Source organism: uncultured Campylobacter sp., from assembly GCF_937997405.1.
Lineage (GTDB): Bacteria > Campylobacterota > Campylobacteria > Campylobacterales > Campylobacteraceae > Campylobacter_B.
In genome coordinates, this window is record NZ_CALKTL010000045.1 from 1 (window position 1) to 16,746 (window position 16,746).

At 47.7% G+C, this 16,746-nt stretch carries 10 protein-coding genes and 1 pseudogene; 10 read left to right on the plus strand and 1 reads right to left on the minus strand.

The genetic code is table 11. The features are described from left to right. From Q0372_RS02315 to tpx, 10 genes and pseudogenes are all read left to right on the plus strand, one after another. Positions 1-237: pseudogene (locus Q0372_RS02315) on the plus strand (50S ribosomal protein L1); the annotation flags it as partial. A 113-nt stretch (positions 238-350) separates the two neighbouring features. Beyond that, positions 351-830, plus strand: coding sequence for a 50S ribosomal protein L10 (gene rplJ / locus Q0372_RS02320; RefSeq protein ID WP_295152864.1), 480 nt, complete (start codon positions 351-353; stop codon positions 828-830). A gap of 20 nt (positions 831-850) precedes the next feature. After that, the gene (rplL, locus tag Q0372_RS02325) at positions 851-1,231 is read left to right on the plus strand and encodes a 50S ribosomal protein L7/L12 (protein WP_177386842.1); all 381 of its coding nucleotides are present in this window, start codon (positions 851-853) and stop codon (positions 1,229-1,231) included. Positions 1,232-1,321: 90 nt separating this feature from the next. Next, the gene (gene rpoB / locus Q0372_RS02330; RefSeq protein WP_298102061.1) at positions 1,322-5,458 is read left to right on the plus strand and encodes a DNA-directed RNA polymerase subunit beta; all 4,137 of its coding nucleotides are present in this window, start codon (positions 1,322-1,324) and stop codon (positions 5,456-5,458) included. Then, positions 5,455-9,969, plus strand: coding sequence for a DNA-directed RNA polymerase subunit beta' (rpoC, locus tag Q0372_RS02335; RefSeq protein ID WP_298102064.1), 4,515 nt, complete (start codon positions 5,455-5,457; stop codon positions 9,967-9,969). The genes rpoB and rpoC overlap by 4 nt, the downstream gene beginning before the upstream one ends. Before the next feature lie 35 nt (positions 9,970-10,004). Further along, complete coding sequence (locus Q0372_RS02340; protein WP_298102067.1) at positions 10,005-10,394, plus strand: DoxX family protein; 390 nt, start codon at positions 10,005-10,007, stop codon at positions 10,392-10,394. Positions 10,395-10,477: 83 nt separating this feature from the next. Continuing rightward, entirely contained in the window at positions 10,478-10,852 is a 375-nt protein-coding gene (rpsL, locus tag Q0372_RS02345; RefSeq protein ID WP_005872613.1) for a 30S ribosomal protein S12, read from the plus strand. A 69-nt stretch (positions 10,853-10,921) separates the two neighbouring features. Continuing rightward, positions 10,922-11,392: a 30S ribosomal protein S7 gene (rpsG, locus tag Q0372_RS02350; protein ID WP_177386837.1), complete on the plus strand. Its 471-nt coding sequence runs from the start codon at positions 10,922-10,924 to the stop codon at positions 11,390-11,392. 9 nt (positions 11,393-11,401) lie between these two features. Next, complete coding sequence (gene fusA, locus Q0372_RS02355; RefSeq protein WP_298102069.1) at positions 11,402-13,477, plus strand: elongation factor G; 2,076 nt, start codon at positions 11,402-11,404, stop codon at positions 13,475-13,477. A gap of 633 nt (positions 13,478-14,110) precedes the next feature. Further along, the gene (tpx, locus tag Q0372_RS02360) at positions 14,111-14,641 is read left to right on the plus strand and encodes a thiol peroxidase (RefSeq protein ID WP_298102072.1); all 531 of its coding nucleotides are present in this window, start codon (positions 14,111-14,113) and stop codon (positions 14,639-14,641) included. Positions 14,642-15,208: 567 nt separating this feature from the next. Here tpx and Q0372_RS02365 read toward each other — a convergent pair. Next, entirely contained in the window at positions 15,209-15,949 is a 741-nt protein-coding gene (locus Q0372_RS02365; protein ID WP_298102074.1) for a DUF4272 domain-containing protein, read from the minus strand. Positions 15,950-16,746: the final 797 nt, after the last annotated feature.

Sequence of the window (16,746 nt, forward strand, 5' to 3'; positions counted from 1 at the left end):
GCTAAGAGTGGACAGGTAAACTTCCGCGTCGATAAGCAGGGAAATATTCACGCAGGTCTTGGCAAGGCGAGTTTTAGTAAAGAGCAGCTTTTAGACAATCTTACGACGTTTATCAAAACTATAAATAAGCATAAGCCAGCGACTGCGAAGGGCAGATACGTAACTCATGCATCGCTTTCACTTACTATGAGCCCTGCAGTTACACTGGATAATCAAGAAATAATCGATTTAAAATAAAATTTTAAATTTTTATCTTAGATTGGAGATAGCTCAAGGTTTTTAACTTAATTGATCGAAATTTTAAAATTTCGATCGCTTGGCTTGAAATCACCGATCGGAAAGGAGACCTAATGACGAGAGACGAAAAATCAAAGATAGTAGCGGAGCTTGGCGAGGCTTTCAAAGCTAGCGAAGCTATAGTAATTTCCGATTTTAAAGGCCTTAGCGTTAAGCAGCTTGAAGATCTTAGAAATAGCGCGCGTGAAGCGGGCGTAAAGGTTCGGGTTATCAAAAATACCCTAGCCAATATCGCTTTAAAAAATGCCGAAAAAAACGGACTTAGCTTTAAAGATACCAATATCTTCTTATGGGGCGAGCAGCTTTCTGTATGTAAAGTAGCGGCTAAATTTGAAGAGAAAAATGAAATTTTTAAGCTTAAGACCGCTCATATCGATGGGGAAGTAGCCGGCGTAGATAAGGTTAGGGCGCTTTCGAAGATGCCTTCGAGAGACGAGCTTATCGCGATGCTGCTTCAAGTATGGAATGCGCCGATCCAAAATTTTACGATCGGCTTAAATGCGCTTAAGCAGAAAAAAGAAGCTAGCGCTTAATTAAAATTTAGGAGAATAAAATGGCAATTTCAAAAGAAGATGTTTTAGAGTATATCTCTAATCTTTCGGTGCTAGAGCTTAGCGAGTTAGTTAAAGAATTCGAAGAAAAATTCGGCGTAAGCGCAGCTCCGGTTATGGTAGCTGGCGGCGCAGGTGCTGGCGGCGCAGGTGCGGCAGCGGCTGAAGAGAAAACGGAATTCGACGTCGTATTACTTGATGCAGGCGATAAGAAAATTAACGTAATTAAAGTTGTTCGAGCCTTAACGGGCCTTGGTCTAAAAGAAGCCAAAGACGCTACTGAGGCTACTCCGTCCGTTCTTAAAGAGGGACTTAACAAAGAAGACGCCGAGAAGGCTAAAAAAGAGCTTGAAGAAGCAGGCGCTAAAGTCGAACTCAAATAAATCGCGAAATTTTAAAATTTTGCATACAAATGTGTGCCGGTGCGTCGCATCGGCACTTCTTTCTTTAAAATACAACTACGAGGTAGTGGAATGTTAAACAGCCTATATTCAGGAAATCGTCTTAGAGTGGATTTTTCAAAGGTTCCCAAAGACATCGAAATTCCGAATTTATTACAACTACAAAAGAAAAGTTTTGATCATTTTTTAAATCTTGATAACTCGGGTGGAGAAAGCGGCATAGAGAAGGTTTTCAAAGCCATTTTTCCTATCCACGATGCACAGAATAGACTAAGTATCGAGTATGTAAGTAGCGAAATTTCAAAGCCAAAGTATTCGATTAGAGAATGCATGGAAAGAGGGCTTACTTATTCGGTAAATTTAAAGATGAGGCTCCGTCTGCTCGTGCATGAGCGCGATGAAAAGACGGGCAAAAAAATCGGCGTAAAAGAGATCAAAGAGCAAGATATATTTATTCGCGACATTCCTTTAATGACCGATAGAATTTCATTTATCATTAACGGCGTCGAGCGTGTCGTCGTAAATCAGCTGCACAGAAGCCCGGGCGTAATCTTCAAAGAGGAAGAGAGTCCAACCGTTTTAAATAAACTAATCTACACCGCTCAAATAATACCGGATCGCGGCAGCTGGTTATACTTCGAATACGATGTAAAAGACGTATTATACGTGCGCATAAATAAAAGGCGCAAGGTTCCGATCACGATCCTATTTCGCGCACTCGGTTACAAAAAACAAGACATAATAAAATTATTTTATCCTATTAAGACGATCTATATCAAAAAAGGAAAATTCCTAACCGATTTCGATCCGAAAGAATACGCGGGCAGGCTTGATTACGACATTATAAATGAAAAGGGCGAAGTACTTCATCAAGCAAGTAAACGCCTAACGGTCAAAAAAGCGGAGAAATTAGCAGAGGATGGATTAAAGATAATCGAGTATCCGGCTGAAATTTTAGCCGAGCGCTACCTAGCGGGCGCCATCGTCGACAAAAACAGCGGCGAAGTGCTTTTTGATTCGCTAACTGCGCTAGATGAGGGCAAGCTAGCCAAGATCGCTAACACCGAGAAAAAATTTACGATCGCTAACGACCTAGCTAGCGGCGTAGATACTTCAATCATAAATTCTTTTATTCAAGATGCAGACGCGCTTAAGCTCTTGCAGCAAAGCGAGGGCATAGACGACGAGAACGATCTGGCTGCGATTAGAATTTACAAGGTTATGCGCCCGGGCGAGCCGGTGGTAAAAGAAGCGGCAAAGAGCTTCGTAAACGATCTGTTTTTCAACCCGGAGCGCTACGATCTAACTAAAGTCGGCCGTATGAAGATGAACCATAAACTAGGCATCGAGGCGCCGGAGTACGTAACCGTGCTAACCAGCGAGGATATTATCAAGACGGCGAAATATTTAATTAGAGTTAAAAACGGCGACGGCTTCATCGACGATCGCGATAATCTTGGCAATCGCCGCATCCGCTCGATCGGCGAGCTTTTGGCGAACGAGATGCACCTTGGATTTATCAAAGTTCAAAAGGCGATCAAGGATAAATTTACCGGCATCAGCGGCAACCTCGACGAGCTTATGCCGTATGATTTCGTAAACCCTAAAATCATCACCACTACGCTTATGGAATTTTTCACCGGCGGCCAGCTAAGCCAGTTTATGGATCAGACCAACCCGCTTAGCGAGGTTACGCATAAGCGTCGTCTATCTGCGCTGGGCGAAGGCGGACTAGTTAAAGAGCGCGCAGGTTTTGAGGTGCGTGACGTCCATCCTACGCACTACGGTAGAATTTGCCCTATCGAGACGCCGGAGGGTCAAAACATCGGTCTGATCAATACCCTAGCGACCTATGCGAAGGTAAATGATCTAGGCTTCGTCGAAGCTCCGTATAAAAAGGTCGTAAACGGCAAGGTCACCGACGAGATCGTCTATCTTACCGCTACGCAGGAAGAGGGGCTCGTAATCGCTCCTGCGTCCGCTAAATTGGACGAAGAGGGCAATATTGTAGAAGAGCTTTTGGAGGTCAGGAAAGACGGCGAAAATATCATGGCTAAACGCGAGGATATTTCGCTAATTGATCTTTGCTCCGGTATGGTCGCGGGCGTAGCGGCGTCGCTGATTCCGTTTTTGGAACACGACGATGCTAACCGCGCGCTTATGGGCTCGAACATGCAGCGTCAAGCCGTGCCGCTTCTACATTCTACCGCTCCTATTGTAGGAACTGGCATGGAAGCGATCATCGCGCGCGATTCATGGGAAGCGATCAAGGCTAAACGCGACGGCGTCGTAGAAAAGGTTGATAATAAAAATATCTTTATTTTGGGCGAGGACGAGAAGGGACCGTTTATCGATCACTACTCGATGGAGAAAAATTTACGCACTAACCAAAACACTACCTTTTCACAGCGCCCTATTGTGCGAAAAGGCGACGTGATAAAGGCAGGTCAAATCATAGCCGACGGTCCTAGCATGGACGGTGGCGAGCTTGCGATCGGCAAAAACGCTCTCATAGCTTTCATGCCGTGGCACGGTTACAATTACGAGGATGCCGTCGTCATGAGCGAAAAGATGATCCGCGCCGACGAATACACCAGCGTGCATGTTTATGAAAAGGAGATCGAGGCTAGAGAGCTTAAAGACGGCGTGGAGGAGATCACGCGCGACATTCCTAATATCAAAGAGGAGGAGCTTACCCACCTCGATGATAGCGGTATCGTAAAGATCGGTACTCACGTCAAACCGGGCATGATCCTAGTAGGCAAAGTAACTCCAAAGGGTGAGGTTAAACCGACGCCTGAAGAGAGGCTTTTACGCGCGATCTTCGGCGAGAAGGCGGGGCATGTGGTAAATAAATCTCTCTACGCTACCGCTTCGATGGAAGGCGTGGTGATAGACGTTAAAATTTTTACCAAAAAGGGCTACGAGAAAGATCCGCGCACGAATAAAGCCTATGAGGATGAAAAAACCGAGCTCGAAAGGGAGCATCACGACAGGCTTTTGATGCTCGATCGCGAGGAGATGCTAAAGGTAGTGGCGCTTCTTTCTAAAAGCGCTTTGCAAAGCGATCAAAGCCTAAATAAAAAAGATTATAAAAAGGGCGACAAGGTTAAAAAAGAGGAGCTTGAAAGCTCCAACCGCTTTACGTTAAATTCTTTCGTCAAGGCCTATTCTAAAGCCGTTCAGAAGGAATACGAGGAGCTAAAAAATCACTTCCAAAACGAGAAGCGCAAGCTCAAAGAGGAGCATGACGAAAAGATCGAAATTTTAGAAAAAGACGATATCTTGCCAAGCGGTGTCGTTAAGCTCGTAAAGGTCTATATCGCTACTAAGCGCAAGCTAAAAGTGGGCGATAAGATGGCGGGTCGCCACGGAAACAAGGGTATCGTCTCAAACATCGTCCCTGAGGTCGATATGCCGTATCTGCCTAGCGGACAGCGCGTGGATATAGTGCTAAATCCTCTCGGCGTTCCAAGTCGTATGAATATCGGTCAGATAATGGAAAGCCACTTAGGTCTTGTAGGCTGGCGCTTAGGCGAGCAGATCTCTAAAATTTTAGAGGAGAAAACGGACGAATGGTTAAAAACCCTTCGCGCCAAAATGATTGAGATTGCGGGCGTTTCCAAGCTAATGCAGGCTAAAAAAACGCTTGAGAAGATCAGCGACGAAGATCTTTTGAAATACGCTAGAGATTGGGCTAAGGGCGTTAGATTTTCCGCTCCGATATTCGAAGGCATTGTGCCGGAGGATTTCAAAAAGCTATTTGAAATGGCGGGCATCGATCAGGACGGCAAGACCGAGCTTTACGACGGCCGCACCGGCGAAAAGATCAAAGAGCGCGTAAACGTGGGCTGCATGTATTATCTCAAGCTGCATCACCTAGTCGATGAGAAGGTTCACGCAAGAAGCACCGGTCCTTACAGCCTAGTTACGCAGCAGCCGGTCGGCGGCAAGGCGCTATTCGGCGGTCAAAGATTTGGAGAGATGGAAGTTTGGGCTCTGGAGGCATACGGCGCGGCATACACGCTTCGCGAAATGCTAACGATCAAATCCGACGACGTCGACGGACGCTTGGCTGCGTATAAGGCGCTGACAAAAGGCGAAAACGTTCCGTCTACAGGAATTCCTGAGACATTTTTTGTTTTAACAAACGAGCTTAAATCGCTTGCTCTAGACGTTGAAATTTACGAGAATGGAGAGAATAAATGAGCGATAATTCAAATTTAGAAAGAATAGAAATAAAAGAGGACGCTAGAGTCCACGACTTCGACGCGTTTGCAATCAGGCTTGCTAGTCCCGAGCAGATCAAGGCTTGGAGCCACGGCGAGGTCAAAAAGCCCGAAACCATCAATTACCGCACGCTAAAACCTGAGCGCGACGGTCTATTTTGCGCTAAAATTTTCGGCCCCGTAAGGGATTATGAGTGCATCTGCGGCAAATATAAAAAGATGCGATATAAGGGTTGGAAGTGCGAAAAATGTGGCGTCGAGATCACGAGCTCGAAGGTTCGCCGTACTAGAATGGGGCATATTGAGCTAGTAACGCCGGTAGCGCATATTTGGTACGTAAATTCCTTGCCTAGCCGCATCGGTACGCTGCTAAATATCAAGATGAAAGATCTTGAGCGCGTGCTTTACTATGAGGCGTATATCGTAGAAAGTGCAGGCGAGGCATTTTACGACAACGAAAATTCTAAAAAGGTCGAGAAATACGACGTTTTAAACGAAGAGCAGTATCAGAGCCTAAAAGAGCGCTTTTCGCAGACGGGCTTCGTCGCTAAAATGGGTGGTCAGGTAATCCGCGATATGCTAGCTGAGCTTGATTTGGTCGAAATTTTATCCACCCTTAAGCAGGAGATGGAAAATACGAACTCCGAAGCGAAGAAAAAAACCATCGTCAAGCGTCTAAAGGTCGTAGAGAGCTTTTTAAATTCCGGCAATAAGCCCGAGTGGATGATGATTACGAATCTGCCCGTACTGCCTGCCGATCTACGCCCGCTTGTAAGCCTTGAGGGCGGAAAATTTGCGGTTTCGGATGTAAACGATCTGTATCGTCGCGTCATAAATCGAAATTCTAGGCTCAAAAGGCTGATGGAGCTCGACGCGCCCGAGATCATCATCCGTAATGAAAAACGAATGCTTCAAGAGGCGGTGGACGCGCTTTTTGACAATGGACGTCGCGCCAATGCCGTGAAGGGCGCTAATAAGCGACCGCTTAAATCTCTAAGCGAGATCATTAAAGGTAAGCAAGGCCGCTTCCGTCAAAATTTGCTCGGCAAGCGCGTGGATTTTTCGGGTCGCTCCGTCATCGTCGTAGGTCCAAATTTACGCATGGATCAGTGTGGTCTGCCTAAGACGATGGCGCTTGAGCTATTCAAGCCGCATCTAATCGCTCGCCTGCAAGAGAAGGGCTATGCTACGACCGTTAAGCAGGCCAAAAAGATGATCGAAAATAGGATCAATGAAGTTTGGGAGTGCTTGGAGGAGGTCGTTAAAGATCACCCGGTTATGCTAAACCGCGCGCCGACGCTTCATAAGATGTCTATTCAGGCGTTTCATCCCGTGCTCGTCGAGGGTAAGGCGATCAGACTGCATCCGCTAGTCTGCGCCGCGTTCAACGCGGACTTCGACGGCGATCAGATGGCAGTGCACGTGCCGCTTAGCCAAGAGGCGATCGCGGAATGTAAAATTTTAATGCTTAGCTCGATGAATATCTTGCTTCCTGCTAGCGGAAAACCCGTCGCGGTGCCTAGCCAGGATATGGTTTTAGGAATTTATTATCTAAGCCTCGAAAAGCCGGGTGCAAAAGGAACAAATAAAATTTTTGCAAACGTCGATGAAGTAATGCTCGCCGTGGAGGCAAACGCCCTAGACATCCACGCTAAAATCAAAACGATGATCGATCGCCACATTATCTTTACGACCGCGGGCCGCTTGATCATCAAATCGATCCTGCCTAGCTTTATTCCGGATCATCTTTGGAATAAGATTATGAAGAAAAAGGATATCGCCGAGCTTGTCGATTACGTCTATAAAAACGGTGGTCTTGAGATAAGCGCGGAATTTTTGGATAATCTTAAGAACTTAGGCTTTGAATCCGCGACTAAAGCGGGCGTTTCGATCTCCGTTTCGGACATCATCGTGCCGAAGTCTAAAGCAAGCCTCGTCGAAGAGGCTAAAAAGCAGGTGCGAGAGGTTCAGAACCAATACGGCGCAGGCTTGCTAACCGACGGCGAGCGCTATAACAAAACGATCGATATCTGGACCAGCACCAGCAAGAAGCTAGCCGATGAGATGATGAAGATGATGGAGAAGGACAAGGATGGCTTTAACTCGATCTATATGATGGCCGATAGCGGCGCGCGAGGTAGCGCGGAGCAGATCAAGCAGCTAGCGGGTATGAGAGGTCTGATGAGTAAGCCGGACGGCTCGATCATCGAGACGCCGATTACTTCAAATTTTAGAGAGGGTCTAAACGTAAATGAGTACTTCATCTCGACCCACGGCGCGCGTAAAGGTCTTGCCGATACTGCGCTTAAGACCGCAAACGCGGGCTATCTTACGCGAAAGCTGATCGATGTCGCGCAAAATGTCAGGGTTACGATGCACGACTGCGGCACGCACGAGGGTATCGAGGTTACCGAGATTGTAGAGAATGGAACGCAAATAGAAAGCTTAGCCGATAGGATTATGGGTAGGGTGCTAAGCTCGGATGTAATTGATCCGGTGTCGAATGAAATTTTATTCACCGAAGGCACGCTTCTGGGCGTTAACGAGGTGCGCACCATAGTCGATGCCGGCATCAAATCCGTAAGCATCCGTACGCCTATTACGTGCAAGGCTGAAAAAGGGGTTTGTGCGAAGTGCTACGGTGTAAATTTAGGCGAGGGCAAGCTGGTAAAACCGGGTGAAGCGGTCGGTATCATCTCTGCGCAATCAATCGGCGAGCCGGGCACGCAGCTTACGCTACGAACCTTCCATGCTGGCGGTACTGCATCTACCGAGCAGCAAGATCGTCAAGTAATCGCCGATAAGGAAGGCTTTATCAGATACTACAACGTCAAGACCTATGAAAACGGCGGCAAAAATATCGTAATGAACCGCAGAAACGCTGCGGTACTTTTGGTCGAGCCTAAGATCAAAGCTCCAATTACCGGTAAGGTAAGTATCGATATAACTCACGACGATGTGAATATCGTGCTAAAGGGCAAGAAGGAAGAATTTAAATATACCATCCGACGCCACGATCTAGCCAAGCCTACCGAGCTTGCGGGTGTAAGCGGTAAAGTTGAGGGGAAATTCTACATCGTTTTCAAAGACGGCGAAACCGTTGGAGAAAATGATAGTTTAGTAGAGGTTATAAAAGAGGACTGGAATATCCCTACTCGAATTCCGTTTGCCAGCGAACTTCGCGTCAAAGACGGCGAGCCGGTAACCCAAAAGATCAAAGCGGGAGCAAATGGTACGCTTAAGTATTTCATCCTAAAGGGCGATTATTTAGAGAGGTTAAGAGATATCAAAAAAGGTCATGTCGTAAGTGAGAAGGGTATGTATGTAGTCATCTCCGATGAAAACGGCAGAGAGGCGATCCGCCACTACATACCGCGCGAATCTGTCATTACCTATGACGACAATACCGTAGTAAAAAGCGAAGATCTTATCGCTAAACCTAAAAAAGACGATCGCTTGATCATCGCCGAGTGGGATCCGTATTCCATCCCGGTAGCTGCAGAGTGCGAGGGAAAGATCAGCTTTGAGGATATCGAGCCTGGATATACCGCTACGGAGCAATATGACGAGACTACAGGTCAAAGCCGCTTGGTTATCAATGAGTACCTACCTCAAGGCGTTAAACCGGCCATTATCGTAACTCCTAGCAAGGGCGAGCCTATCAAATATAATCTAGGACCGAAGACTGCGATTTTTACGAACAAGGGCGATCAGGTAGCGATTGCAGATATTTTGGCTAGGACGCCGAAAGCGGCTGCGAAATCAAAAGATATCACCGGCGGTTTGCCGCGCGTATCGGAGCTATTTGAGGCGCGCCGTCCGAAAAATACCGCGATTATCGCGGACATCGACGGAACCGTCCGCTTTGATAAGGCATTGCGTGCAAAAGAGCGCATTGTAATCGAGGGCGAGGACGGAACAAGCGCCGAGTATCTGATCGATAAAAGCCGCCAGATCCAAGTGCGAAATGGCGAGTTCGTCCACGCAGGCGAGAAGCTTACCGACGGAGTTATCAGCTCGCACGACGTGCTTAGAATTTTAGGCGAAAAGGCGCTGCATTACTATCTGATAAGCGAAATTCAACAGGTTTATCGCTCTCAAGGCGTCGTTATCAGCGATAAGCATATCGAGATCATCGTATCTCAGATGCTCCGCCAGGTTCGAATCGTCGATAGTGGCGATACTCAGCTAATCGTCGGCGATCTGATTAGCCGCCGCAGATTTAGAGAAGAAAACGAGCGCATTATGAAAATTGGTGGCGAGCCTGCGATTGCAGAGTCCGTACTGCTGGGCGTAACTCGTGCAGCTGTTGGAAGCGATAGCGTCATTTCGGCAGCGTCTTTCCAAGAGACTACGAAGGTTCTAACCGAGGCTAGTATCGCGGGTAAATTTGACCGATTAGAGGACTTAAAAGAAAACGTCATCCTAGGTCGTATAATCCCTGTGGGAACGGGTCTGTATAAAGATAAGGAAGTTAAACTCAAAAAATAATTTTGGGCGCAAGCCCTAAATTTAAAGGATAAAGCATGAATATGATTAACATAAATTTCGGTCTGTTGTTTATCAGGTTGGGGCTTGGAGTTTGTCTTTTAATGCACGGAATTTTTAAGCTTACTCACGGTATAGACGGCGTAAAATCGATGCTGGTAGCCAGAGGAATTCCGGATCTGGTGGCTTACGGCGCATACGTAGGCGAGGTGCTGGCGCCAGCGATGATAATCATAGGCGTATTTTGCCGCATAGGCGCTCTACTTGTGATCGCAAACGTGCTCATGATAATATATGTCCTACATACCCCGTTGAGCGCGCTTACCGGCGTGGGCGGATTTGAGCTAGAAATCGTATATCTGTATCTTTCCGCTACGATCTGCTTAGTGATCTGCGGCGGCGGAGAGTTTGTACTGATTAGAGATTAAAATTTAGTTAAATTTACGTTTCTGTAAGTTTAAACAAAGTATAATCCAAATCTTTTTGAATAAATTTTTGTGAAAGGAAAGATGTGCCAACCATAAATCAATTGGTCAGAAAAGAGCGCAAGAAGATTACCGAGAAATCGAAGTCTCCGGCGCTAAAGAATTGCCCTCAACGAAGAGGAGTTTGTACTAAGGTCTATACTACGACCCCTAAAAAGCCAAACTCAGCGCTTCGTAAAGTTGCCAAAGTAAGGCTTACTAGCGGATTTGAAGTCATCAGCTATATCGGCGGTGAAGGTCACAATCTACAAGAGCACTCCATCGTGCTAGTTCGCGGCGGTCGCGTAAAGGACCTACCGGGCGTTAAATACCACATCGTCCGCGGTGCGCTCGATACTGCAGGCGTTGCAAAACGAACCGTTGCAAGATCAAAATACGGTGCTAAACGACCTAAAAAATAGTTTGGCCTAAACAGACCGGCACTAGATTTTGCCGAGTTTGAGTAAAATTTTAAAATTTGAAGGAATAAAATGAGAAGAAGAAAAGCTCCCGTTAGGGAAGTTATGCCTGATCCGATTTATGACAGCAAGGTAATCACAAAATTTATTAATTCGCTTATGTTCGACGGCAAAAAGAGCGTCGCTACCGAGATTATGTACGGCGCCTTAAATTTCATCGACAATAAAGGCGGTGAGAAGAAAGGCATCGAAATTTTTAACGATGCCATCGATAACGTTAAGCCTTTGATGGAGGTAAAATCTCGTCGTGTAGGCGGTGCAACTTATCAGGTTCCGATCGAGGTCAGGCCAGCTCGACAGCAGGCTTTGGCTATTCGCTGGATCATCTCTTTTGCAAGAAAAAGAAGCGAGCGCACGATGATAGAGCGCCTGGCTTACGAGCTTATGGACGCCGCAAATTCTAAAGGCTCTTCATTTAAAAAGAAAGAAGACACCTACAAGATGGCAGAAGCCAACAAAGCTTTTGCGCATTATCGTTGGTAGGAGGGCGTCATGGCAAGAAAAACCCCTTTACATATGGTTAGAAATATCGGAATTGCCGCTCACATCGACGCCGGAAAGACGACTACGAGCGAAAGAATTCTATTTTTTACCGGCATGAGTCATAAGATTGGCGAGGTTCACGAGGGTGCCGCTACTATGGACTGGATGGAGCAGGAGCGCGAGCGCGGCATTACGATTACGTCTGCGGCAACGACCTGCTTTTGGAATAATCATCAGATAAATTTGATCGACACCCCGGGTCACGTTGATTTTACGATCGAAGTGGAGCGCTCGATGCGCGTTTTAGATGGTGCGGTAGCAGTATTTTGCTCGGTCGGAGGCGTTCAGCCCCAAAGCGAGACCGTTTGGCGTCAAGCAAATAAATACCATGTTCCACGCATCATTTTCGTAAATAAGATGGACCGCGTCGGCGCAAATTTTTATAATGTCGAACAGCAGGTAAAAGATAGGCTCAAAGCTCATCCTGTTCCGATTCAAATTCCGATCGGCGCAGAGGATGATTTCAAGGGTGTTATAGATTTGGTTACTATGAAGGCGCTCGTTTGGGATGATAGCAAGGGTCCTTCTGCTCCCGAGATCGTTGAAATTCCTGCTGAATTACGAGAAAAAGCGCAAGAGTATCGCGACAAGATGATCGAAGCGGTAGCAGAGACCGACGAAGCTTTGATGGAGAAGTATTTTAACGGCGAAGAGCTAAGCGTAGAAGAGATTAAAAAGGGCATCAAGAAAGGCTGCTTAAGCCTAAGCTTCTTTCCTATGCTATGCGGTACCGCATTTAAAAACAAGGGCGTGCAGCCTTTGCTAGATGCGGTCGTAGATTATCTACCTGCGCCTGATGAAGTGCCTGCGATTAAGGGTCAGTATGAGGACGGCAGCGAGGTTCACGTAAGCTCTACCGACGAGGGTGAGTTCGCGGGTCTTGGATTTAAGATTATGACCGATCCTTTCGTAGGTCAGCTTACCTTTGTACGCGTATATCGCGGTGTTTTGGAAAGCGGCAGCTACGTCGTAAATACCGGCAAAGGCAAAAAAGAGCGCATCGGACGCTTGCTAAGAATGCACTCGAATAAACGCGAAGAGATCAAAGAGCTTTATGCGGGCGAGATAGGCGCCGTCGTGGGTCTGAAAGATACCCTTACGGGCGATACTCTAGCTAGCGAAAAAGATAAAGTAATTTTAGAGCGTATGGAATTTCCCGATCCCGTTATCAGCGTAGCGGTAGAGCCTAAAACCAAAGCCGATCAAGAAAAAATGGGTATCGCGCTTCAAAAATTGGCGCAAGAAGATCCAAGCTTTAGGGTCGCGACCGACGAGGAGAGCGGACAGACGATCATTTCGGGAATGGGCGAATTGCACCTTGAGATCATCGTAGATAGAATGCTTAGAGAATTTAAAGTAGAGGCCGAGGTCGGACAGCCGCAGGTCGCATATCGCGAGACTATCCGCAAAACGGTCGAGCAGGAGTACAAATACGCCAAGCAGTCGGGCGGTCGCGGTCAATACGGTCACGTATTTTTGCGCCTAGAGCCTTTGGAGCCTGGCACCGGATATGAGTTCGTAAACGATATCAAAGGCGGCGCGATTCCGAAAGAATACATCCCGGCAGTCGACAAGGGCTGCCAAGAGGCGATGCAAAATGGCGTTTTGGCGGGCTATCCGGTCGAGGACGTGCGCGTAACGGTCTATGACGGAAGCTACCACGAAGTCGATAGCTCCGAAATGGCATTCAAACTCGCCGCTTCTATGGGCTTCAAAGAGGGCGCTAGAAAAGCGGGTGCCGTGATCTTGGAGCCTATGATGAAGGTCGAGGTAGAAACCCCTGAGGAGTATATGGGCGACGTCATCGGCGATCTGAACTCCCGCCGTGGACGCATCGACGGCATGGAGCCGCGCAACGGCGTACAGGTCATCAACGCCTACGTTCCGCTCTCGGAGATGTTCGGTTACTCGACCGATCTGCGCTCTCAGACGCAGGGTCGCGCGACCTATTCGATGGAATTTGATCACTACGACGAGGTTCCTAAGAACGTCGGCGAAGAGATCATTAAAAAGCGCAACGGCTAAGTTTAACGAGCGCTAGGGTGCGGCGATAGCTTTATCGTCAATCCCCGGCGCTTCTTTGAATTTTAAAACGGTGTTTAAATTTAACCTGCTTTACAAGCCAAAATTTTAACTCACGCTCTAGCTTCAAATAAAATTTCAACCCATAAGTTTAACTCTTGCCGATCGTAAATTTAGATCAAAAAATTTCAATTAAATTTAAAAATTTAAAGCCGTAGCTTAAAGTATGTCCAGGACGTCGCGCCTATCGTTTTACTAGAGATTTATTCATTCGCAGATAAAGCGCGTGCGGCGCTATCGCGCTTTGATTTTCATTCACGGACAAAATCGCCGCAAGCGGGATCGCACAAACGGGGCGAAATTTTACCTTCGGCGCGGCCTTAAGGCAGAACGTAACTATCATAGACTTATATCAGATCACGACCATCAGTGCTTTATGCTAAGTCGCGGTATTCTCGGGGCACTTTAATTGCGCCACCGCTTTGTGCTGTAAAATTTCATCTTAGCGTAGCGATCTACGCGCCGCTCATATCGGCCGAGCCGACGCCCAAGCTCGCTTGTTTTCGGATTTAGCAGGTGTTTGCTTTCGCGGGCTATAATGCGCCCGTTTTAAATATTTCAAAATAAAGGAAAATTATGCAACAAACCAAATTGCAAGGCGTAAGCGTTAGCCTTTCGGGCAGCGAGCTTAAGCTGGGAGATAAGGCGCCCGAGATCAGCCTAGTCGCGGCCGATCTTAGCGAGGTCAAAGTGGGCGGCGGCACGGGCAAGGCGCAGGTCATCATCGCCGTGCCGTCCCTGGACACGGACGTGTGCGCGACCGAGACTCGCAAATTTAACGAGCGCGCCGCGAGTATAAAAAATACCGAGGTTTTCGTGGTCTCGATGGACCTGCCGTTTGCCGCGGGCAGATTTTGTTTGACCGAGGGGATCAAAAATTTACGCGCCCTAAGCGATTTTCGCGATAAGGAGTTTGCGCGCGCATACGGCGTGCTGATCGCGGACGGCGCGCTTACAGGGCTAACGTGCCGCGCGGTTTTCGTCGTGGACACCGCGGGCAAGATCGCCTACAAGCAGATCACGGACGACATCGTAGATGAGCCCGATTACGACGCGGCGCTGAATGCGGCGGCGTTTGCGAGCGGAAGTGCTGCGACGCAGGGCTGATGCAATTTCTAGGTCTGCGGCGCAGACGTTCGCTCGCTTAAATTTAGCGGGCTTAAAATACGCGGACGGGCGCCTTGCTCGCCCGCAACTTTAAATTCTAAAATTCCGTGGCGTCCTGAAATTTAGCAGGCCGCGGCTGAATTTTGGCGGATCTGCGCCCGTGATCCGCTTTGTGTAGTTTGCAACAGAATTTTAAAATTCTATCCCCAATCAATTTATAAATTTATCTCACATTCGGTATGCTTTTCGATCCGTCGGCAAATATTTTGGATTTAGAAAAAACAGCGCGCGATCGAGGTTAAATTTTAGCGCAAAAATACAGGCGGCAGTATCGCCGCTAGGCTAGACGAGGCGCAGATGAAATGCGGATGAAATTTGCGATGGGAGCATATATGCAATACGTTACTGAGCAAATTTTAGACACAACGACGTATAGCAAAGCGAGACAACGCACGCTATTTTTCTTTAGACGAGGCGGAAATGAGCCGAATGAAGGAGCGTATATTATAATACGTGACTGAAATTCGGCGAAATTTCTAACGACGTATAAAGGAAAAAGAGGGACCGCTAAGTATTCAAGTCCGGATAATCCCACGCATTATATTCATCCGTCAGATTATCATTCTCCGCTCCCTTGCAGCACAGCCACTCTAGCCCGCCGCGCCTCTCCATCACGACCTCTTCATCAAGCCCCGCGCAGTCTGAACCATGCACGCGGGCATTTACGCACGCCCAGTGGTAGCGGTAGACGAGATCGAGCGCCTGTAAAATTTCATCCGTATCGCGCAGCTTCACGCGCGCCGAAAAATCGCCGCCAAAGGTGTCCATCACAAAGGTGCAGTCGCAGATCTTGCTTGGAAAGCTAAGCTCCTCCACGAGCCCCATCGCCCACATCAGCGCCCACAGCGACTCGTATTTCCAGCCCATATTTACGGCCTCGTCGCGGCTCGCCTCACCCTGCACGACGCGGCGCTCCATGCGTGTGAGCTTGTCTATGCAGCCGTAGCGATTATCTAGAAAGCCCTGCGCGCCCCGCTTACCCTCATCCGCGAGCTCGCCTTCGTCTCTGATCGAGCAGGCGCACATTATCGCGGCGTAAGAACAGATCGCGCGAGCGATGACCTCGTCCTTTTCGCGCGGGGAAACCTCGCTCGTCTCGTATCGCAGCGGCAGATGGTCAATGTACGGCACGCCTTGCGATTTTAAAATTTTGATGCTTATATCCTTGCGCTCCTGCGCGGTCTTGCCGATCTTTGCGGCGTTTGCGCTATTTTTGCCACCTTTTTTGAAAAAATCTGAAAATGCCATGAGCTCTCCTTAAAATTTTAAACGTATTTTAAAACAATCGCGCAAAATTTCAGCTTACGACGGCGGGGCGGATTTTTAAATTTAAGTTCAAACCGAGCTTTGCAAATCGGACGGAAATTTCACGCTACGCTACAAATTTATGTGGCGTCGCGCAGGATCGCCCGTGCCAGTAATGAAGCCTAATGTGGCGTCTGAGTGGATACGTTTATAGTAGCTAAACGCTTAAATTTGCAGGCGTTTTAAATTTATAGCCCTTTGCGAGCCGTCTGCGGCAAGCGGTGCAAACTAGCGGCGGCGAAGGCGGCTTTGAGATCGTGCGGCTTACGATGCGGCGGAGTGATTTTTGCTTATATGGACGCCCTTATGCGAGCGATGCCGCCTTTTCTTGCATAATCAAGCCGTTTAAACGGGAAATGATTAAATTCTAAAAGCGCGCGTGATTCGAGCAGCGCTTTTTTTTGCGTAAGCGCCGCCTTTTGCTCACGCTAGCGACGCCGCCCGTTTATATAGTCGTAATATTCGGCAGTTTGTCGTTGTTTAGATCAAATTTTAAAATTTTACCGTCCGCGCAGCGCTTTGCGTAAAAATAATCTTTGTAAAAATAAGCGCCGCAGCTAAGCCCGCGACCGATCGCTTCGTCGTTTTCTAGTTTATTTTTGATCGCGGAGAAAATTTTCCCAAGTAGCCTCGCCTGGATCTTTTGCGACGAGCTGCAGCGCGATCATCTCTATATGCGTCTCTGCTCGCCCGTGCCTTCGATGATGCTTCGATACATATCGTCGTAAAATACCTTTGCA